The sequence below is a fragment of the Mesorhizobium sp. B2-4-14 genome, from assembly GCF_006442155.1.
Lineage (GTDB): Bacteria > Pseudomonadota > Alphaproteobacteria > Rhizobiales > Rhizobiaceae > Mesorhizobium.
In genome coordinates this window covers 21,916-42,533 of sequence record NZ_VFVA01000011.1, presented here as the reverse complement: position 1 = coordinate 42,533, position 20,618 = coordinate 21,916, and the positions used below count along the sequence as shown (strand labels likewise).

Annotated in this window: 19 protein-coding genes and 1 pseudogene; 8 read left to right on the top strand and 12 right to left on the bottom strand. The window is 63.2% G+C overall.

Annotated features, from left to right (window positions below):
* Positions 1-105: 105 nt before the first annotated feature.
* Complete coding sequence (locus FJ938_RS12150) at positions 106-1,602, bottom strand: amidase (protein ID WP_140693967.1); 1,497 nt, start codon at positions 1,600-1,602, stop codon at positions 106-108.
* A gap of 214 nt (positions 1,603-1,816) precedes the next feature.
* Between FJ938_RS12150 and FJ938_RS12145 the strand changes: the two are divergent.
* A pseudogene (locus FJ938_RS12145) lies at positions 1,817-1,897 on the top strand (fasciclin domain-containing protein); the annotation flags it as partial.
* A 198-nt stretch (positions 1,898-2,095) separates the two neighbouring features.
* Positions 2,096-2,608, top strand: coding sequence for a peptide-methionine (R)-S-oxide reductase MsrB (gene msrB, locus FJ938_RS12140; protein WP_140693965.1), 513 nt, complete (start codon positions 2,096-2,098; stop codon positions 2,606-2,608).
* Positions 2,609-2,722: 114 nt separating this feature from the next.
* On the opposite strand, the gene FJ938_RS12135 is transcribed toward msrB, so the two are convergent.
* Positions 2,723-4,312: a DHA2 family efflux MFS transporter permease subunit gene (locus FJ938_RS12135; protein WP_140693962.1), complete on the bottom strand. Its 1,590-nt coding sequence runs from the start codon at positions 4,310-4,312 to the stop codon at positions 2,723-2,725.
* Positions 4,313-4,385: 73 nt separating this feature from the next.
* Positions 4,386-5,576 carry an HlyD family secretion protein gene (locus FJ938_RS12130; RefSeq protein ID WP_140693960.1) on the bottom strand — a complete coding sequence of 397 codons (1,191 nt, stop codon included), beginning with the start codon at positions 5,574-5,576 and terminating at the stop codon, positions 4,386-4,388.
* A gap of 129 nt (positions 5,577-5,705) precedes the next feature.
* Between FJ938_RS12130 and FJ938_RS12125 the strand changes: the two genes are divergently transcribed.
* The gene (locus FJ938_RS12125; protein ID WP_140693957.1) at positions 5,706-6,440 is read left to right on the top strand and encodes a TetR/AcrR family transcriptional regulator; all 735 of its coding nucleotides are present in this window, start codon (positions 5,706-5,708) and stop codon (positions 6,438-6,440) included.
* A 148-nt stretch (positions 6,441-6,588) separates the two neighbouring features.
* Entirely contained in the window at positions 6,589-7,401 is an 813-nt protein-coding gene (locus FJ938_RS12120; RefSeq protein ID WP_246673282.1) for a tetratricopeptide repeat protein, read from the top strand.
* A gap of 101 nt (positions 7,402-7,502) precedes the next feature.
* On the opposite strand, the gene FJ938_RS12115 is transcribed toward FJ938_RS12120, so the two are convergent.
* The 4 genes from FJ938_RS12115 to FJ938_RS12100 form a co-directional block, all read right to left on the bottom strand.
* A complete protein-coding gene (locus tag FJ938_RS12115) occupies positions 7,503-8,204 on the bottom strand; it encodes a hypothetical protein (protein ID WP_140609852.1) in 702 nt (233 codons plus the stop codon).
* A 185-nt stretch (positions 8,205-8,389) separates the two neighbouring features.
* Positions 8,390-9,049: a ribosome biogenesis GTP-binding protein YihA/YsxC gene (gene yihA, locus FJ938_RS12110; protein ID WP_140693955.1), complete on the bottom strand. Its 660-nt coding sequence runs from the start codon at positions 9,047-9,049 to the stop codon at positions 8,390-8,392.
* Complete coding sequence (locus tag FJ938_RS12105) at positions 9,046-9,684, bottom strand: CatB-related O-acetyltransferase (RefSeq protein ID WP_140693952.1); 639 nt, start codon at positions 9,682-9,684, stop codon at positions 9,046-9,048. Before FJ938_RS12105 ends, yihA begins: the two co-directional genes overlap by 4 nt.
* A gap of 120 nt (positions 9,685-9,804) precedes the next feature.
* A complete protein-coding gene (locus tag FJ938_RS12100; protein WP_140693950.1) occupies positions 9,805-10,119 on the bottom strand; it encodes a hypothetical protein in 315 nt (104 codons plus the stop codon).
* A gap of 177 nt (positions 10,120-10,296) precedes the next feature.
* Between FJ938_RS12100 and FJ938_RS12095 the strand changes: the two genes are divergently transcribed.
* Genes FJ938_RS12095 through FJ938_RS12085 form a run of 3 tightly spaced genes read left to right on the top strand, consistent with a single transcriptional unit; the run spans position 10,297 to position 13,593 of the window.
* Positions 10,297-10,761 (top strand): MarR family transcriptional regulator, encoded by a 465-nt coding sequence (locus tag FJ938_RS12095; protein WP_140693947.1) that lies wholly within the window; start codon positions 10,297-10,299, stop codon positions 10,759-10,761.
* Positions 10,754-12,049 carry an HlyD family secretion protein gene (locus FJ938_RS12090; protein ID WP_140693945.1) on the top strand — a complete coding sequence of 432 codons (1,296 nt, stop codon included), beginning with the start codon at positions 10,754-10,756 and terminating at the stop codon, positions 12,047-12,049. Before FJ938_RS12095 ends, FJ938_RS12090 begins: the two co-directional genes overlap by 8 nt.
* Positions 12,046-13,593 carry a DHA2 family efflux MFS transporter permease subunit gene (locus FJ938_RS12085; RefSeq protein WP_140693942.1) on the top strand — a complete coding sequence of 516 codons (1,548 nt, stop codon included), beginning with the start codon at positions 12,046-12,048 and terminating at the stop codon, positions 13,591-13,593. The genes FJ938_RS12090 and FJ938_RS12085 overlap by 4 nt, the downstream gene beginning before the upstream one ends.
* 200 nt (positions 13,594-13,793) lie before the next feature.
* Here FJ938_RS12085 and FJ938_RS12080 read toward each other — a convergent pair whose 3' ends face one another.
* From FJ938_RS12080 to rpmH, 5 genes are all read right to left on the bottom strand, one after another.
* Positions 13,794-15,767 carry a protein-L-isoaspartate(D-aspartate) O-methyltransferase gene (locus FJ938_RS12080; protein ID WP_140693939.1) on the bottom strand — a complete coding sequence of 658 codons (1,974 nt, stop codon included), beginning with the start codon at positions 15,765-15,767 and terminating at the stop codon, positions 13,794-13,796.
* A 147-nt stretch (positions 15,768-15,914) separates the two neighbouring features.
* Positions 15,915-16,133, bottom strand: a complete 219-nt coding sequence (locus FJ938_RS12075) for a hypothetical protein (protein WP_140609844.1) — start codon at positions 16,131-16,133, stop codon at positions 15,915-15,917.
* Between the two features lie 379 nt (positions 16,134-16,512).
* Positions 16,513-18,327 (bottom strand): membrane protein insertase YidC, encoded by a 1,815-nt coding sequence (yidC, locus tag FJ938_RS12070; RefSeq protein ID WP_140693937.1) that lies wholly within the window; start codon positions 18,325-18,327, stop codon positions 16,513-16,515.
* Between the two features lie 14 nt (positions 18,328-18,341).
* Positions 18,342-18,695 (bottom strand): ribonuclease P protein component, encoded by a 354-nt coding sequence (gene rnpA / locus FJ938_RS12065; RefSeq protein ID WP_140609842.1) that lies wholly within the window; start codon positions 18,693-18,695, stop codon positions 18,342-18,344.
* A gap of 14 nt (positions 18,696-18,709) precedes the next feature.
* On the bottom strand, positions 18,710-18,844 hold the full coding sequence (gene rpmH / locus FJ938_RS12060) for a 50S ribosomal protein L34 (protein ID WP_008833937.1): 135 nt from the start codon (positions 18,842-18,844) through the stop codon (positions 18,710-18,712).
* A gap of 279 nt (positions 18,845-19,123) precedes the next feature.
* On the opposite strand from rpmH, the gene FJ938_RS12050 reads away from it, so the two are divergent.
* Positions 19,124-20,611 (top strand): HAMP domain-containing sensor histidine kinase, encoded by a 1,488-nt coding sequence (locus tag FJ938_RS12050; RefSeq protein ID WP_140609841.1) that lies wholly within the window; start codon positions 19,124-19,126, stop codon positions 20,609-20,611.
* Positions 20,612-20,618: the final 7 nt, after the last annotated feature.

The following is a 20,618-nucleotide window of genomic DNA, read 5'->3' as shown; positions in this document are numbered from 1 at the left end:
ACCGCTGGGCACTTTGGGCGACATGCACTGGAAAGGACGGCGGCGTCTTAGCGGGAATTGATGCCGGTCGCAAATGGCATTGCTGTCACAATGACGAAATCGATTTCACGATGGCATCATCAGCGGCGCGCGACGCTTCAACCAGCCCGAAATCTTCTCCATCTGCGCGGCTAGAGACAAAAGCGTCTCTTCGTCGCCTGGGCGCCCCATGGCCTGGATGCCGAGCGGCAGGCCGGTTTCGGTCACATGGACCGGCAGAGCGATCGACGGCTGGCCGGAAACATTCTGGATTGCCGGCCAGTGAGTGAACCACAGGCTTTTGTCCATGAGCTGACCGAAAAGGGAGTCGATCTTCAGCAGGGGCGTGAGATGCAGTTTGTCGAGAAGGTTTTCGATCAGCTCATCGGCGCCCTTCGGGTCCATGGCCCCGCAGACAAGCGGCGGGTGGGCTATGATGGGCATCAGCACGGCGTCGTATTGCGCGGTTTCCGCGATCAGTTGCCGCGAGGCGGCGTGCAGCCGCTGCAGGCCGGCATAGGTCTCGCCGGCCGAAACCATTTCGCCCAACCGGCCGAGCACCCGTGTGGTGCGCTCGATGTCGCCGCTGACGGAGCGGCCGACGCGCTGCGCTTCCGCCCGCAGCATGCCGGCTACGGCGGAAGCGACCGTCCTGCAGAAGTCGGCGAAGAAATCGCGGCCGATGAAGGGCAGGTCGATATCCTCGACCGTGTGGCCGCCTTCGCGGGCGAGCGCCACCGCCGTGTCGAGCGCGACAAGGGTTTCGGCCGAGATCGGCAGGCCAAGCGGCGACTTGCGGTAGACGGCCAGCCTGAGCTTGCCGGGATCGCGCGCCGCGGCGGCGGCGAATGTGCCCTTCGGCGGCAGCGCCGCATAGGGCGACAAGGAGTCTGGACCGTGGGTGAGGTCGAGCAGCAGCGCGCAATCGCGCACCGAGCGGGTCACGGCATGGTCGACCACCATGCCATACCAGCTTTCGCTCACCAGCGGCGTCAGCGGGATGCGGCCGCGCGAGGTCTTGAGGCCGACAAGCCCGGTGCAGGCGGAAGGCACGCGGATCGAGCCGCCGCCATCGGAAGCATGCGCCACTGGCACGACGCCGGCGGCGACCAGCGCCGCCGAACCGCCCGACGAGCCGCCGGTGGTGTGGCCGATGTTCCAGGGATTGCGCGTGATGCCGAAGGCTTTTGATTCGGTCATCAGCCGAAGCCCGTGCTCCGGCGATGTCGAGGTGACGATCGGGATCAGCCCGGCGGCAAGGTAGCGCTCGGTCATGGTCGAATCGAAGTCGGGCACCCCGGCCGGAATGCGACTGCCGCCATGCGACGGCACGCCTTTGACGGCGATGCCGAGGTCCTTGATCGCAAAGGGAACGCCGGCCAGCGGCAGCGAGCGGTCGATGGTCTTTGCCCGAGCCCGCGCCGCGTCATAGAGTGGCTCGGCCGTGGCATTGATCTCGGGCCGGGTGGCCTCGGCGCGCGCGATCGCCGTATCGGTCAGTTCGATCGCGGACAGGTCGCCCTTACGCACCATGCTGGCGAGGCTGGTTGCGTCTTCCTCCCAAAGGATCCGTTCGATCGACATCAGCGCGTCCCCACTCCCGCCAAGCTAGCCAGTGGCGATTTACTTGGCAATTGAAGCCAGCGCCGGGACGCCGGAACTTTAGGCGCACGGGATATTCGCGTAGATTCGCCAGCCTTTTGCTCGCCGGTACGATCGTTGTCTCCGCGCTTGCCACCGCTGCCTATACCCAAAACCCGATGGTTGGCGGCGCGGCCATGTGCCAGCAAGACCATCAGCCGATGTGACGATCGCCGATGTCGAACAGTCCAACGGCGTCATCCACGTCATCGACAAGGTTTTGCTGCCGAAGATGTAACAAAGGACTTGCTGCCGACGAAGTCGCAGCAAGAGCTCTCGTCGATTGCATGGTCCCGCTCCCGGGATCGGCAACCGGCACGCGCTCCGCGCCGTTCATTTCGAACGGCGCGGAGTTCGTTCGGGAGTGAACCGTCACCCGCTTTTGATTTCCACGTGGCGGCGCGGTCTGGCAAAAGGACAACAGGAGGAATTGGTGATGAACCGTCGCGACTTTCTTTTGAGCGGCGCCGCCGCCATCGGCATCGTAGGAGCCGCGGCGACAATGCTGCGCATGGGCAGCCCGCAGCCCGCACGGGCCGCACAGGCCGCAGAAAAGTTCGAGGTCACCAAGACCGACGACGAGTGGAAGGCCATCCTGTCGCCGGCCGCCTTCGACGTGCTGCGCAAGCAGGGCACGGAGTATCCCGGCACCAGCCCGCTGCTCAACGAGCACCGCAAGGGCATATTCGCCTGTGCCGGCTGCGACCTGCCGGTCTATCCCTCCGAGACGAAATTCGATTCCGGCACCGGGTGGCCGAGCTTCTGGCAGGAGATCGCCAATGGCATCGGCAAGACCGAGGACCGGTCGCTGGGCATGACCCGCACCGAGGTGCACTGCCGCCGCTGCGGCGGCCATCTGGGCCACGTCTTCGACGATGGCCCGGCGCCGACCGGTCTGCGCCACTGCATCAATGGCGTGGCGCTGACCTTCAAGCCCGCCACGGCCTGACGATACCCCCTGAAGAAAGAAAAACTCCGGGCTTGCGGCCCGGAGTTTTTGCGCGATCAAAGTTTTCGGGCGTGGACTGGAGGAGCTTCCCGAAACCGCTGCCCACATATTGGTTCAGTGCCCGCCGCCGCCACCGGGCGCTGCCGGCTTCTTGATCAGCATGGTGAACAGGCCTAGCGTCGCGAACAGCACCGTCAGCAGGTAGAACACATCCATGAAGGACAGCAGCGCCGCCTGCTGATGGACCATGCCCGACAGCTTTGAGATCGCGGCACTGGTGGCGTCGAGGCCAGTGCTCTGCTCGAAGTTGAGCGTCATGTTCCGCAGTTTGGTCTGCGCGGCCGCACTGCCCCACTGCACGTGCTCGGCGAGCCTTGCGTAATGGAAAGCATTGCGGTCGATCAACACGGTGTTGATGATGGCAAGGCCGACCGCGCCGCCCAGATTGCGGGTGAGGTTGAACAGGCCGGACGCGTTCTTCAACCGGTCGGGCGGCAAGGTGCCGAGCGCGATGTTGTTGATCGGCACCATGCACAGCATCATCGAGCAGCCGCGCAGGATCTGCGGGATGAGCAGCTCATAAAAATCCCAGTCGGCGGTGAGATGCGTCATCCACCATGTGCCGGTGGCGAAGCCGAAGAAGCCGATCATCATCATCAGCCGCAGGTCCATCTTGCTCGACAGGAAACCGGAGATCGGCGCGGTGACGAACATGGCCAGGCCGCTGACGAACAGCGCTTCGCCGATCATCATCGAATCGTAGCCGCGGATACGGCCGAGGAACACCGGGTAGAGATAGGTGAGCCCGTAGAGGCCGATGCCGATGACGAAGGAAAACAGCGAACCGAAGGCGAAGTTGATGTTGCTGAACGCCTTGAGGTCGACGATCGGCTCCTCGGCGGTGAAGACACGCCAGAAGAAGATCGCCGCGCCGATGGTCATGACGATGGCGCAGATAAACACGGCCTGGTCCTGCAGCCAGTCATTGTTCGGACCCTCTTCCAGCACATATTCCATGCAGCCGAGAAAGGCCGCCATGCCGGCCAGGCCCCACCAGTCGAACTTGTTGAACAGTTTGAGGTTGGGCTTGTCGAAATCGATCAGCGACCAGGCCGCGGTCGCCACCAGGATGCCGGGCACGACATTGACCAGGAACAGCCAGTGCCATGAAAAGGCGTGACTGATATAGCCGCCGACGGTCGGGCCGATGGTCGGCGCCAGCGTGGCCACCAGGCCGATCATCGGCGAGACGATGGCGCGGCGCGAGGGCGGGAAGATGGTGAAGGCCGCGGCAAAGACGCTCGGGATCATGCCGCCGCCGATGAAACCCTGGACGGCGCGGTAGACGATCATCTGGTCGATGTTGGTGGCTGTCGCGGCAAGAGCGCTGGCCGCGGTGAAGCCCGCCGCCGCGATGGTGAACAGCACGCGCGTCGACAGCATGCGGCTGAGGAAGCCGGACAGCGGGATCATCACCACTTCGGCGATGAGATAGGCGGTCTGCACCCACGGGATCTCGTCGGAACTGGCACTGAGGCCAGCCTGGATCTCGGACAGCGAGGCCGAGACGATCTGGATGTCCAGGATCGCCATGAACATGCCGAACACCATCGCCAGGAAGGCGATGACACGTCGTGTCGAGATGGTGTCGGGAACGGCCGGCCTTGCCGGCAGCGATCCTGCGGTGATGGTTGCAGTTGCCATTTCCTTGGGCCTCCTTGAGGCAGGCCGGGCGGCGCGGCGCTTGATCAGCCGCCGAGCCGCCCTCCGAAAGCGCTTAGTTGCTGGTCGTGTTCGGCGCCGTGCGGCTGTCGACGGCGACGACAACGCTGAGCCCGGCGCGCAACTTGCCGGTCTTCAGGGCATCGGCCGGGACATCGATGCGAACCGGGATGCGCTGCACCACCTTGGTGAAGTTGCCGGTGGCGTTCTCGGGCGGCAGCAGCGAGAACACCGCGCCTGACGCCGGAGCCAGTGACGAGACGGTTCCCTGGATAGGCTTGCCGTCGATGGCGTCGACCGAGATATTGACCTTTTCGCCCGGCACCAGCCGGGCAAGCTGCGTCTCCTTGAAATTGGCGACGATATAGAGCTTGTCCATCGGCACGACGACGGCGAGCTTCTGGCCAGGGCTGACCAGATCGCCCTGCTCGACCGAACGGTTGCCGACGATACCGTCATAGGGGGCCTTGAGCACGGTGAAGGACAGGTCGCGCGCGGCCTTGTCGTGGCTGAGCTGCAAGGATGCGAGCGTGCTCGCCGACTCGGCGCGCTGCGCCTCGAGCACGCCGATATTGGCCTGGGCGGCTGCGATCTGCGCGTCGGCGCCGACGAGAGCGGCATTGGCCTGGTCGAGCGCGGTCTGGGCGTCATCGAGCTGTGCCTGGGTGCCGACATGAGTCTTGACCAGTTGCGCGGCACGCTGCTGGGCACGGGCGGCATTGTCGGCGGCCGCCTGATCGGCGACCTTCTGTGCCTGTGCCTGCTGCAGGGATGCCTGCGCGGCCTTGGTCTGCGCGTCGATGCGGTCGAGCGTCTTCGACAATGTGGCGATCTGCGCCTCGGCCTGCCCGACTGCGATCTTATAGTCGCCATCGTCGATCGTCAGCAGCGGGTCGCCGGCCTTGACCACCTGGTTCTCGCTCACCTTGACCTGATCGACATAGCCGGAAATCTTGGGCGAAACGAACGCCATGTCAGCCTGGACATAGGCGTCGTCGGTCGTGATCATGAAACGGCCCGTGGTCCAGTAGTCGTAGCCGTACCAGGCGCCGCCGCCGAGTAGCGCAAGGCCAATGATCGGCAGCAGGAAGGAGCGCGCCGAGCGCTTCTTCTTGGCCGGAGCGTCAGCCGCCGGCGGCGGTGCGACGACCGGCTGGACGGGAATCTCCGGTGCTTCCGTCGCCGGCGCGACCTTGGCATTGGGGAAAGGGCGGACTTCGGCAGTGGTTGGCGCGTTCGAGGACATGACATCTCTTTAAAATGAATAATACTGAACCGTTCGGTTCGATCCGGCCGTTGACATAGCGCGAAAAGAGGACCATATCAAGGGGCAATCGAACCGGTTGGTTCGAATTATTTTCGAGGTGCGACTTTCATGGCCGAGACAACACCTGACGCCGAAAACCCTGACGCCGAGAACGACAAATGCGGCGACCTGTTGGAGAGCCTGCGCCGTGGCCGCCCGGCGGCTGGACAGGATCCGGTCAAGCGCAGCCAGATCATCGATGGCGCCCGCCGTGTCTTCATCGACAAAGGCTTCGAGGCCGCTTCGATGAACGACATCACACGTGAAGCCGGCGTGTCGAAAGGCACCATCTATGTCTATTTCGCCAACAAGGAAGAGCTGTTCGAGGCGCTGATCGAGGAAGAGCGCGGCACCATCTTCAAGAACATGTACGACATGCTCGACCGTGCCGACGACCTGCGCCAGACGCTGGTGAAGTTCGGCAAGGTGCTGTCCATGAAGATCACCTCGGCCAAGGTCATCCAGGCGCAGCGCACGGTGATCGGCGCTTCCGACAGGATCCCCGACATGGGCGCGCGTTTTTACGAGCGCGGCCCCAAACGCGGCCATGACAAGGTCGTGACGTTCCTCAACGCAGCTGTCGGACGTGGCCTGCTCAAGATCGACGATGTCGATCTTGCCGCCTATCAGTTCACGGAGCTTTGCCTGGCCGGCCTTTTCCGGCAGTGCATCTTCGCTTACCGGACCAAGGCTCCGAACCAGGAAGAGATCGACCGCATCGTCAGGTCGGGTGTCAGCATGTTCCTGAAGGCCTACGGCACCGAAAAGCTTGCCGAGGAAGAAAAAAACTCACAGTCGCCCTGACATGACGCTCCGAACGGCCCTCCAGTGGCCGATTTTTCGTGGAAGCCGGCTTGACCTCAAGGCGCTGAGCGTCAACGTCTGGGGGACCGGGCCGAACGGATCATTCCGCGGGAATGATTCTCGTTCGCGAGCGTGAAGGCAGATCGGGATGGGCGATCCGAAGCTCCAGGGTCAGATGCGACGCATCGTGGCGGACTTCAACGCCGGGCGCCACGAGCAGGCACGGCTGCTCTGCGAGGAGGCTCTTCGCCAGACCCCGGACGACCCAGCTCTCAACCACCTTCTGGCTGCCGTTCTTTTCGCCAAGGGAGAGATATCGGGAGCCCGCACCCATATTCATGCAAGTCTGGCGATCAGGGCCGACAACGCAGCCACTCAATTGCTCGCCGGTCGCCTGGCGCGGGCGGCACGGGATTTTGACCAGGCGCTGTTCCATCTCTCACGCGCGGCGGAATTGGCGCCCGACGCTGCCGTGCTTATCGAGCAGGCGCGAACGCTCGATGAGGCGGGCGACCGGACCCAGGCGTTCGAGGCTTGGCGGCAGGTGACACTTGCCGATCGCTCGTCGGCGGAAGCGGCAGCGCGTCTGGGCCGCATGCTGTTCGAGGACGGAATGCCTGCCGATGCGGCACCTTTGCTGGAGCGGGCGGTGAACGGAAATGCGCCCGCATCGACATGGTTCGACCTCGCCCTTGTCAGGCAGGATCTGCATGATCATGTCGGGGCAGCGGCCGCCTATCGCAAAGCGCTGGAGATACGTCCCAACGACGCCGAGGCGGCGGTCAATCTGGGGATAGCGCTGCAGGAAACGGCCGATATGGACGCCGCGATCGAGGCTTATCGGATGGCCTACAAGCAGCGCGCCACAACCTTCGGCATCATCGCGATGGCCTTGACGTCAGCGCCGCACGGCAAGCTTTGGATCGATCGCGAAGCGTTGAAGGGCTTGCTTGGCGGCTAGGGCAATTCCAGGAAAGTGCGTCGCGGTTTTCCATCCGCAATTGGGTAAAGACAACGAATAGAGCAGGTCGCATGCAGAGCGGCTGCACTCGGATCGGGACTCTAGCGGGCGCGTTTTACGCGAAACTGCTTCCGGTAGACGCCGGGTTCGGCAAGAACATCGGCAACGGTTTTTTCGTAGGAAGCCTTACGCACGGCATCGAAGCTTTCGAAGACGAGTTCGGGCGCGGCGCGCGGCACGGGAAAGCATTGCGCAACCGGCGTGCCCTTCGCCAGCACGCCGGAGAAACCCTGGTCGGTCCAAATTGCCGGGAAATTGATGCCGGCGTCCTGGAAATGATCCGCATCGACAACACCAGTCACCAGGCGGAAAGGAAGATCATCGCGGTTGACCGGATGGGTGGCAAAGAGGGACCAGCCGTCCTCCAGCTCGATCGTCCAGAAACTGTTGAATTTTATGGCCGCCAGCCCATTCGAAAACGGTGCGCCGGCGAGCTGTTCGGCGACGTGGAAGCTGAGCGGCGAACGCGGATGGCCCCTCGTTGACGGCTCGGCGATGTCCCACCGCCATTCAAAGGCGCCGTTCTCGACTGTCACATCGCACGGCAGCAGGATCATGAAGCCGTGTGTCATGGCATCGACGAAGGGCGGACACTGCTTTACCGTCCGAATCTCTCGCCCATGGATCTCCGAAAAGGCTTTCGGAGGCATCTTGCGGAGCCAGTCAGGCAGCACGCCGCGCGCTGGAACCGGCCGGGGCAGCGTCTCGGCAAGCGCGGGATCACAACGAAAAACGATACGCATCCGGTTCGCCTCACATGGCGCTGCGATGTTGACGGATCGCCAAGGCGCGGTCAACGGATGCGCGTACGACGTCTAGAGCATGATGCCGAAAAGTGTGAAGCGGTTTTCGGATGACATCATGCTCTAACTTTTGATTTAGAGACGGATTCAGATTTCAGGTCGACTCGACCTGAAATCATCCGGCTCTAGCCGCCATTGGCCGCGAGCACGATCGCGGCCTGCAATTCCTCAAGGCCTTCGCCCTTTTCCGATGATGTCGCGAGCACGAACGGAAACGCCGCCGGACGCTTCTTGATCTTGGCCAGCGTCTCCTCGATCAGCCGCGGCACGCCGGCAGCCTTGATCTTGTCGGTCTTGGTCAGCACGATCTGGTAGGACACCGCCGCCTTGTCGAGCAGCGACAGCACCTCGTCGTCCTTGGCCTTGATGCCGTGGCGGGCATCGATCAGCACATAGACCCGCTTCAGCGTGACGCGGCCCTTGAGGTAGTCGAAGACCAGCTTCGTCCATTCGTCGACCTTCTCCTTGGGCGCGGTGGCATAGCCGTAGCCAGGCATATCGACCAGCGCCATCGGCGGCAGGTCGGCGCCCTCGCCCGAAAATCCATCCGGCACGAAGTAGTTGAGCTCCTGCGTTCGCCCCGGCGTGTTGGAGGTGCGCGCCAGCCCCTTCTGGTTGACCAGGGCGTTGATGAGCGAGGACTTGCCGACGTTGGAGCGACCGGCAAAGGCGATCTCGGGCGGGCCTTCCGGTGGCAGGAACTTCATCGCCGGCACGCCGCGAATGAAGATCCACCCGCGCGTGAACAGGTCGGTGCCGATCGTGGTGCTGTTTTGAGTGTTCAAGCTGCTGTCTCCAGAAGAGAGATGTCGGCGCCCCGGATGGCATCGAGATTGCGACTGATCTTGTCCACCGGCCAGTCCCACCATGCCAGCGCCAGCAACCGCCTGATCGTTCTGTCGTCGAAACGCATCTTCACCACCCTGGCCGCATTGCCGGCGACGATGGCATAGGGCGGCACATCGTGCGTCACCACCGATTTCGCGGCGATGATGGCGCCGTGGCCGATTTCCACGCCGGGCAGGATCACCGCCTCCATGCCGATCCAGACATCGCTGCCGACCACCGTGTCGCCGCGTACCTCCTTCGACCATGTCGCCGGGTCAAAACCCTGTTCCCAGCCATGGCCGAAAATGTTGAACGGATAGGTCGAAAAGCCAGACATGGCATGGTTGGCGCCGTTCATGATGAAGCGCGCGCCTTCGGCTATGGCGCAAAACCTGCCGATGATGAGCTTGTCGCCGATGAAGGGATAGTGGTGCAGTACGCATTTTTCGGCGAATTTGTCCGGCCCGTCCGGGTCGTCATAATAGGTGTAGTCGCCGATCTCGATGTTCGGCGTCGTCACCAGCGGCTTCAGGAAACCGACGCGCGTGTGTATCGCGATCGGGTGCTTGATGTCGGGGTTGGGTCCGTTCATGTCGGTTCGTCCCGGAATTGGCGGACAGGCGCATCCGGAAACGGAGATGCCGGTCAAAATAACGTGATCCGCCCTATAGCACCAATCGGCCGGGGAGCGAGCCTTCGTTGGCGGACAAGCTCATTTGTTGCCGCGGCAGATGACGATCGGATTGGACAGCGCGCTGTCGAAACCGCTGCCTTGGTAGATGGTGACGTTGGCGGCGCCGGGCGGCAACATGAAGGTGCCCTCGACCACTTTCTGATCGCCCGATGTCGTGTGGAGATCCCAGCTAAACGTGCAGAATTGCTGGGGCGCCTTGGGTTCGACGTGGCTGCAGTTCAGCTGTGCGCCACCCAGCATGGCGGCACCGCCGCAGCTGACCGCCTCCTTTGCCACCGCCGCGCCCGGGCACCCGACGAGAGCCGTCACGGCTGCGATGCTGATCCAATTCATCGTCGAAACCCTTGCCGGAAAATTCTTGCCGCCTGGGCGCCTTTGGCGCGCCTTGGCCCATGCAATTTTTCTTCCGCGCGGTTTATTCCGTCTTGCGCGCGCCGTCCAGCAGGATTATGTGCATGATGATAATAAGCATGCTCACTAAAAGTTGTCGGCAGACCCTGATCTCCTCCCATGTCCTCCTCGTCCAATATCAGCTTCGTGCTGCACGATGTCGCGCGCCTGCTTCGAAAGCGGTTCGAGCAGCGTTCACGCGTATCGGGGCTGACGCGGGCTCAATGGCAGGTGCTGGCCTATCTTTCGCTGCATGAAGGCATTCACCAGAACAAGCTCGCCGACCTCATCGAGATCATGCCGATCACACTCGCCCGGTTGCTGGACAAGATGGAAGCCCGCGGCTTCATCGAGCGCCGGCCCAATCCAGCCGACCGCAGGGCCTGGCTGCTTTATCTGACGCCGCAGGCCCATCCGCTGCTCGAGATCATGCGCGGCAACGGCCAGAAAACACGAGACGAGGCCTTCGCCGGCCTTTCGTCGGATGCACGGCAGTATCTGCTGCAAACCCTAAGCTTGATCAAATCCAATCTGCTCGCGGCTTGCGCCCAGCCAGCCGTCGACCGGGAGAAAGTACATGGCTGAATCAACATCACCCAAGAAGCCTGCTGACAAAGAAGGTGTCGGCGAAAGAGCCAGCGACCAGGTCATCCGGCTGGACAGCGAGCGCGAACAAAGGCGCGGCAACGTCGTCATCGACAATGACGAGCTGGAAGCGCCGGTCGCCCTGGAGCCGGCGGCGCTCGAGGCTCCGTCCAGGGAGCCGCAGCCACGGCAGGCCCCGGTCGCGGCTGTCGCTCCCGGGCCGGTCAAGCCGAGGCGCGGCCTGACGCGGCCGGTGCTCTTTGCCTTGCTGCCCGTCGCGCTGGTGGTCGGCGGCTATTACTATGTCACCGGCGGCCAGGTGATGACGACCGACAATGCCTATATCCAGGCCCAGTCGCTCGGCGTGTCAACCGACGTCTCCGGCACCGTGCAGGAAATCGACGTGCACGAGAATCAGGCTGTGAAGAAGGGTGACGTGCTCTTCCGTTTGCGGCCGGCTTCTTTTGAAACCGCGCTCGCCGCCGCCCAAGCCCAGCTCGGAACCGTGCGCAACCAGGTGCTGACCTTGCAGGCGAGCTACCAGCAGTCGCTGGCGCAGATCGAGCAGGCCGAGGCCGACATTCCTTATTACGAGGCCGCCTTCCAGCGGCAGCAGGATCTGCTCAAGACCTCCACCGCCTCGAAGGCGTCCTTCGACAGCGCCCAGCACGACCTCGTCGCGGCGCGCCAGAAAGTGTCCGTTGCCAAGTCACAGGCTCAGGCCATGCTTGCCCAGCTCGGCGGCGACGCCAACCAGCCCGTGGAGAAGAACCCGTTTTACCTGCAGGCTCAGTCGGGCGTCGACGATGCACAGCGCAACCTCGCCGATGCCGTGGTCAAGGCTCCCTTTGACGGCATCGTCACCAATGTCGATGCGCTTCAGGTCGGCAAGTATCTGCCGGCTTCGCAGCCGGCCTTCAGCCTGGTTTCGTCGACCGATCTGTGGATCGCGGCCGAGCCCAAGGAAACCGAGCTGACCTATGTCAGGCCGGGACAGACGGCAACGATCAGCGTCGATACCTATCCGGGTGCCGTGTGGCACGGCACGGTTGCCTCGATCAGCCCCGCTTCGTCGTCGAGCTTCTCGCTGCTGCCGGCCCAGAACACCACCGGCAACTGGGTCAAGGTCGTGCAGCGCATCCCGATGCGCGTAACGGTGGACGATATCGGGGGCAAACCGCCGCTGCGGGGCGGCATGAGCGTCGTGGTCGATGTCGACACCGGCCATGCGCGCGGCCTGCCGGACTTCGTCACCAACCTCCTGAAGAGCTTCGGACAAAAGTCATGACCAGCGCGGCCGCTACGGGAGGCACACCGGTGGTCGCCAATCGCGGCGCCATCACAGCTTGCGTGATCCTGGCCGTCATCATGCAGGCGCTGGACACGACCATCGCCAATGTGGCGCTGCCCTACATCCAGGGCAGCGTCTCGGCGAGCGCCGACCAGATCAACTGGGTACTGACTTCCTATATCGTCGCGGCCGCGGTCATGACGCCGCCCTCAGGCTACCTTGCCAACCGTTTCGGCCGCAAGCGTATCCTCTTGACCTCGATCACCGGCTTCGTGGTCGCCTCGGTGCTGTGCGGTTTCGCGCAGTCGCTGCCGCAGATCGTCGGCTTCCGCCTGCTGCAAGGCCTGTTCGGCGCGGCCCTGGTGCCGCTGTCGCAGAGCATCCTGCTCGATATCTACAGCGTGGAAGAGCGCGGCTCGGCGATGGCGCTGTTCGGCGTTTCGGTGATGGTCGGGCCGGTGCTGGGCCCGGTCATCGGCGGCTGGCTGACCGAAAATGTCAGCTGGCGCTGGGTGTTCTACATCAACGTGCCGATCGGCGCGCTGGCATTCGCGGGCGTGTCGATGTTCGTCCAGGAAACGAAGCTGGACTTCAAGGCCAGGCTGGACTGGCTGGGCTTCGGCATGCTTAGCATCACCATCGCGGCCTTGCAGATGTTTCTCGATCGCGGCGAGCAGCTCAACTGGTTCTCGTCATCCGAGATCATCGTCGAGGCGCTGATCTGCGCGTCCGCCTTCTATATCTTCCTCGTCCACACCTTCACCGGCCGCAACACCTTCGTGAACCCGAGGCTCTTCCTCGACCGGAATTTCGCCGTCGGCATGGTCTTCATCTTCATCATCGGCATCACCTATCTCGCCTCGCTGGCGTTGATGACGCCTTATCTTCAGACGCTGATGGGATATCCGGTGGTAACGGCCGGCATCGTCATGGGCCCACGCGGCCTCGGCACCATGGCGTGCATGTTCCTCGTCGGCCGGCTGGTCGGCAAGGTCGACACGCGCTGGCTGCTGTTGACCGGCCTGCTGGTCACCGCTTGGGCGATGTACGACATGACCGGCTGGACACCCGACGTGTCGCAATGGACGATCGTCAGCACCGGCTTCATCCAGGGCGCCGGACTGGGCTTCCTGTTCGTGCCGCTGACCACCATCACCTTCGCCACGCTGGCGCCGGAGCGGCGCGCGGAAGGCACCGGGCTCTACAATCTGTCGCGAAATATCGGCTCCAGCGTCGGCATATCGGTCGTCACCGCTCTGCTGACGCAGAACGTGCAGATCAACCATGCCAACATCGCCACCTATGTGACGCCCTTCAACCAGGCGTTCGGCAATCCGGCGATCGCCCAGGCGATGAGCCCCTACACCGCCGCCGGCCGCGCGGCGCTGGACGGCGTGGTGACGCTGCAGGCGACGATCATCAGCTACATGAACGACTTCAAGCTGATGATGATCCTGTCGCTGGCCGCCATTCCGCTGGTGCTCCTGCTGCGCAAGCCCGGGACGCCGGCCAAGATCGACCACAGCGCCGTCATGGAGTGAGGCCAGGACCCGGCTGATTGCGTCGGGGTATCGCGCGGCGACGAATTGACAGCCTTTGGAAGCGCACAAGCAGTCACGCCGCGCGCGTGCTTTTCAGTTTCGCCGATCACGGGAACAGATGCCCGCCCCCCAAAAAAGCCCGGACGGAACCAGGCTTTTTCGACAGGACCCGCCAATGCACTGGAATGAAGTTCCGGACCTCAGATGCCGAAGGGGAATGTATCCGGTACCTTGCCGGTGCTGTCGGCCGACATGGCGAGCGGCGTGACCGCGGACGTTCGATCGAACCAGACGAAGGCATCGAATTGGAGGGAGACGGACGAGTCCATGTAATGGCTGAGCCGTTCGGTCTCCGGCCGGTAGATGACGCCGATATAGCGTTCCGGCCTCGGCGCCGCCAGATCGGCGCCGAGCTGGCCATGGCGCCCAAAATCCAGCAGGAACGACGGTTTGCCGCTGTCGTGGCACATCCGCTCGAAGCTGTGCGGTAGCGAAGGATTCACATCCTTCACCTCCATCTCACCGTCCCAATCCGAGGCGCAGGCGACAGTACCGGTATCTGTTCCGAAGCCGATCAGCGCCGCCCGGGCACCGAAGCGTTCCCGGCAGAGCTGGCCGATGTTGAGCTCGTCGCGGACAGTGCCCATATCGGTATGCCGCGCATCGCCGATATGCGAGTTATGCGCCCACACCACGGCCTTCGAATCCGGTCCTTGCGCTTCGAGAAGCTGATCGAGCGTTTCGAACATGTGCCGATCGCGGAGATTCCAGGTCTCGGCGCCACCATAATACATCACGCGGTAGTACCGCTCGGCCGATGCGACCAGACGTGCACTCTGCTTGGCGTCGAGGAGATCGCCGTCGCCCTCCGCCATGGATCGTTCGAACAGATCCATGCACTGCCGCACGACGGCCTCTTCGCAGGTTCTGTAGCCCGGCCGCAGCGCCGCGCGTCCGTACGTGGTGGGCTCGTTCTGCCAAGGCATCAGACAGCCATAGCGCTCGCGCGCGACCGCGGCCGCTTCGGGATCGACCTTTTCCAGGTAGGCAAGCACCGTGGCGATCGAGCCGCTCATATTGTAGAGATCCAGTCCGTAGAAGCCTGCTTTCCGCGCATGATCGGGCACATCCCGGTTGTATTCACGCAGCCAGCCGATGAATGCGGCCACCTCGGTGTTGCGCCACATCCAGGTCGGGAAGCGCTGGAAAGGCGGCTGCGCATCCGACTGCCGTTCCTCTGCGCGAACATATCGATTGATCTGCGCGGCATCCGGCCAGTCCGCCTCGACGGCCACGATGGTGAACCCGTGTCGCTGGAGGAGGCGCCGGGTGACCGCCGCGCGCGCACGATAAAATTCCGAAGTGCCGTGGCTGGCTTCCCCGAGCAAGACGACGCGCCGGCTGCCGAACCGGTCGAACATCGCGCCGAAGGCCGGATCGTCGATCGGCGGCAGATCTTCGGCCGCCCGCGCGATTTGCTGCGGCAATGGAGGAGGGCGTACCTCGCGCGCCGACCGCGTGCTTTCGTCCTGCCCGCCATGCTCGCCGATCAGCGGCACGAACATGACACCGCCGAGGTCCTCCTCCTCGAACTTGTTTGCCGCAATCCGCGTCAGCCGAACGAGCCGCTGGGAGTAAGGGTCTTCACCGACCGGAATGATCAGCCTGCCGCCGATCTCCAACTGCTCCTGCAAGCCGAGGGGAATGGATTTGCCGGCGGCCGCGACGACGATAGCGTCGAAGGGTGCCTTTTCCTGCCAGCCTTTCGTGCCGTCGCCGACCATGACCTCGACGTTTCGGTAACCCGCAGCATTGAGCCGCCGCTCCGCCTGTTGCGCGAGCGATCGGTGCCGCTCGATGGTGAAAACGTGTTCAGCAAGTTCGGCCAGTACGGCTGCCGCGTAGCCCGAGCCGGTGCCGATTTCCAGCACGCGATCGGTAGCCTCGATCTCGGCCATCTCAGCCATTTTCGCCACGATGAAGGGTTGCGAGATCGTCTGTCCGCTGCCGATCGGCAACGGGCTGTCCTCATAGGCGAATTCCTCAAAACCTTCGTCGACGAATTGCTCCCGCGCGACCCGGCGCACCGCATTCAGAACCCGCTTGTCACGCACACCCCGGCGCGCGATGTGCGCCTCCACCATCCGATGCCTGGCGTGCTCGAAATCCAGCATGACAGCCTCCAATCAGGCGGTTGATCGGGTCGACGTGACGTTATTGACGAGCGAACTCATTTCCGCGGTATCCGCTCTCCCGGCTTCCGGCCCCGGACCATCGCTGCCGGTCTTCCTCTGCAGGCTCGACGCCGGTCGTGCCGGCTCCTATTCGTTGGTTCGCCCGGTCTGACGGGGATTGACACCGCCTTGCGGCGTGGTGTCGTTTTCGACATCTCCCTCAAAAGTGTTTTCGCCGTCCAGTTCCTCGTCCTCGTCGAGAAGATTGCCACCTTTGATCGTGCCCCTGGAGGCGCCAATGCCGGGATTCTGCTTCAAATCCTTGTCGGTGACCTTGCGTGTCTTTGGGTGAATGTTGCTGCTCATCGGAATGCCTCGCTGCAAGTGGCATGTGATGAGGTCGATCCGCTGCACTGCCTTGAATTTTAACGGGCGCGTCGACCTGATCCTCCCACGCGGGAGCTTTTAGGGAGCCTTGTGCGCGAACTCTTGAACGCAGGATAAGTTCCATACGGACAATCCGGCAGCAGCGAGGTTCGATTTGCGGCAATGAGGGAGGCGAGGAAGATGCCGGCTCGGTCCCTTGTCCTAGCGCGTGCCGGGCCACGGCGTCGCGCGCTGCATCACTGAAACTAAAGGCTGAGCCCTGTAGAAGACAGGACCCAGCCATCAAATCTGCTCTTGCCCAAACCGCCCAACTTTATGGTTCGGTTTACCGGAGCGGGCTCTTTGCCGAAAAAGCCCTCTATTCCGCCGGCGACGGTTTCTTGCGGAACAGGGCCATCAGATTGTCCCACAGTTCGATCTTGGCGCCCTGGCGTTTCATGATCACGCCCTGCTGCAGGATCGACAGCGTGTTGTTCCAGGCCCAGTAGATGACGAGGCCGGCCGGGAAACTGCCCATCATGAAGGTGAAGATCACCGGCATCCAGGTGAAGATCGCGGCCTGCGTCGGGTCCGGTGGCGTCGGGTTCATGCGCATCTGCAGGAACATGGTGATGCCCATGACAACCGCCCAGGCGCCCATATGCGGCAGGAATGCAGGTGCCGCGAAGGGCAGCAGGCCGAACAGGTTGAAGATCGACGTCGGATCGGGCGCCGCAAGATCGTGGATCCAGCCGAAGAATGGCGCGTGCCGCATCTCGATGGTGATGTACAGCACCTTGTAGAGTGAGAAGAAGACCGGGATCTGCAGCGCCACCGGCCAGCAGCCGGCAAGCGGATTGATCTTCTCGGTCTTGTAGAGCTCCATCATCGCCTGCTGCTGCTTCATCTTGTCGTCCGCGTATTTTTCGCGGATTTCGAGCATCTTGGGCTGCACCTTCTTCATGTTCGCCATCGACGCATAGGACTTGTTGGCGAGCGGGAAAAAGATGGCCTTGACGATGACGGTGGTGGCGAGGATCGCCAGGCCGAAATTGCCGAAGAATTTGTAGAGCGTGTCGATCAGCCAGAACATCGGCTTGGTGATGAAGTAGAACCAGCCCCAGTCGATCACAAGGTTGAACTGGCGAATGTGGCGGTCGGCCTCATAGGCATTGATCTTGGCGACTTCCTTGGCGCCGGCGAAGATTTCCGTCTCGACGGTCGCCGACTGGCCGGCCTCGACATTGATCGGGTCGGTCAGGAAGTCGGACTGATAGCGGTGGCGGCCATCCTCGAAATAGGCGTAGCGCGGCTGGAAAGGCTGCTTCTCGGTCGGTACCAAGGTGACGGCCCAGTATTTGTCGGTAATGCCGAGCCAGCCGTCGGTCGACTTGCCCGGCGTGATCTGCTTGTCCGACTCGATCTTGGAGTATTTGTATTCCGCCAGACCCTCGGTGCCGGTAACGCCGATCAGGCCTTCATGCAGCACGTAGGTGCTGGCGACGGCCGGCTTGTCATAGCGCGTGACACGGCCGTAGTTGAACAGCGAAACCGCGCTGCTGCCTGAGTTCTGCACCGTGTCCGAGACCGTGAACATGTAGTCATTGTCGACGGATACCGTACGCTTGAAGGTCAGGCCCTTGTCATTGGTGTAGGTGAGCGTCACCGGCGTCGAGGGGGTCAGCGTCGGGTTGCCGTCCACGCTCCACACAGTTTCCGCGCCCGGTACCGTGCCCGTCTTGTCGTTGCCCACAAAACCGATCTCGGCGAAATAGCCGGTGGGCAGGACCTGCGGGTTGAGCAGTTCGATCTCGGGCGAATTCTTGTCGACGGTCTCGGTGTAGTGCTTGAGCCTGAGGTCGTCGAGGCGTGCGCCGGTCAGGTTGATCGAACCCATCAGGCTCGGCGTATCGATCTTGACGCGCCTGGAAGCCGCCAAGGCCTGATCGCGGCTGGCAGCCGTGACGGCATCACCGCCGGGCGCGTTGGGAATGGCGCCCGGCGCCGGCGCCGGCGTTCCAGCCCCCGGATTGGCGGCCTCGGCCGCCTTCTTCTGCTCTTGCACGCGCTGCTGCTCGACCTTGGCGGCCTCGCGCTGCTGCTCGACGCGCGGGTTCATGTAGAAAACCTGCCACAAAGTCAGGATCAGCACCGACAGCGCGATGGTGATGAAGAAGTTCCGGTTGTTTTCCATCGAGAGCCCTTGGCCTATCGTGTTCCGCGAAGTCGGCGGGAGAGTTCGGCCTTCAACTGGCCGAAGGGGGCGCGCAGCGCATCATCGCGCCCGACGATGACATAATCATTGCCGGGCATCATGTCATCGGCCGCGTGGACGCGGACGGCTTCTTTCAGCCGCCGCCTGATGCGGTTGCGCACAACGGCTTTGCCGACCTTCTTGGTGACGGTGTAGCCGACACGCGGCATCCCGCCGTCGTCGCGGTCGAGGACCTCGACGAGGAAGAACCGCCCGCGGCGCTTTTCACCACGGCGGACGGCCAGGAATTCCGCGCGCTTCAGAAGCCGCTTGGGATTTTGCCCCACTGGCTTGCCGGTTGCGGGCAACGATCTCGTCTCGCTTAGGCGCTGAGCCGCTTGCGGCCGCGGTTGCGGCGAGCCGCGACGACGCCACGGCCACCCTTGGTGGCCATGCGGGCACGGAAGCCGTGCCGACGTTTGCGGACGAGTTTGGACGGTTGGTAGGTACGCTTCATTTGTTTTAATACCGCGGGGTGCGGCCCTTCTTGATTCTGTCACTTTGTAACAGGAGCTTTGCCGGGCCGGTTTTGGCGCGATCGAAACCGCGCCGGGACGAATGGCCCGAGCGTGAGCGGGCTTATAGAAAGAAGGGTTTTTAAAGTCAATCCGGCGTCGTCTCGCCAAGGCGGCAGGCCATCTGGCGCAAATTTAATGTTCCGACCAAGGATAAAATTGGCAAAAAAGCCGTAATCGCCTAATCTTGGCTGATCAAGTGATTGTGAAGACAGAGTCGCATGAGCGAAACCAGCCAAGCGGGTGAAGGGACCGGAACGGCGCCAGCCGCCGTCCGCACGGTGCCGCTGTCGCGCGGACTGTCGACAAAGCTGCTGCTGCTGACGATCGTTTTCGTGCTGCTGGCCGAAGTGCTCATCTTCCTGCCCTGGATCGCCAGCTACCGGTTGAGCTGGCTCAAGGAGCGGCTGAGCACCGCCGCCGCCGTGTCGATCGTGCTGGTGCAGGGCGAATCGACCTCCTTGTCGCGCGCGGCCCAGAACGACGTGCTGATGGCGATCGGCGCCAAGGCGATCGCGGTGCGCGATGGCGGCGTGTCGCGGCTTCTGGTGGTGGCCGACATGCCGCCGCAGGTCGATTCCCATATCGACCTCGCCAATGTCGGCATGATCAAGGGCATGACCGGCGCGCTCGACACGCTGTTCTTCGGCGGCGACCGCATGCTGCGCGTTTTCGGGCCGGTCGGCGAGAGCGACAAGGAATTCGAGTTGATCATGCCGGACTACAGTCTGCGCAAGGCCATGCTGATCTATTCGCGCAACGTCGCCTTCGTCTCGCTGCTGATCTCGCTGTTCACGGCCATGCTGGTCTATGCCGCGATCGACCTGATCATGATCGGGCCGATCCGCACCATGACGCGCTCGATGCTGACCTTCTCCGAGGCCCCCGACGACCCTGCGCGCATCATCCATCCCGCCGACCGCGCCGACGAAATCGGCGTCGCCGAACGCGAGCTGTCGCAGATGCAGATACGGCTGCAAAAGATGCTTTCCGAACAGAAGCACCTGGCCGACCTTGGCCTTGCCGTGTCGAAGATCAACCACGACATGCGCAACATCCTGTCCTCGGCGCAACTGATTTCGGACCGCCTGCGCCAGGTCAAGGATCCGACCGTGCAGGCCTTCGCGCCGAAGCTTCTGCGCACGCTCGACCGGGCCGTCTCCTATTCGGAAGGCGTGCTGGCCTATGGCCGCACGCAGGAGCCGCCACCTTCGCGCCGCCGGGTGAGGCTGCGCCAGCTGGTCGAGGACGTGCATGGCCTGCTCGACATCGAACAGGGCATCGAGTTCATCAACGCCGTCGAGACGGCGTTCGAGGTGGATGCCGATTCCGACCAGTTGTTCCGGGTGCTGACCAATCTGTGCCGCAACGCGGTGCAGGCGATGGCGGCCGACACCGAGAGCGCCGTCGTGCGCCGGCTGGCCGTGTCGGCCGAGCGGATAGGCAGCGTCAGCCGCATCGCCGTCACCGACACCGGCCCCGGCCTGCCGCCGAAAGCGCGCGAGAACCTGTTCGCGGCATTCCGCGGCTCGGCGCGCAGCGGCGGAACCGGCCTTGGCCTGGCGATCGCGCATGAACTGATCCGGGCGCATGGCGGCACGGTGGAGCTGGTCGAGAGCATTGGCGGGCGCACCACTTTCGCCGTGACCATCCCCGACCAGCCGGTGCGGCTCGACCAGGCCCGAGGCAGCCTGCGCCGCCCAGCGTGACCGCTTG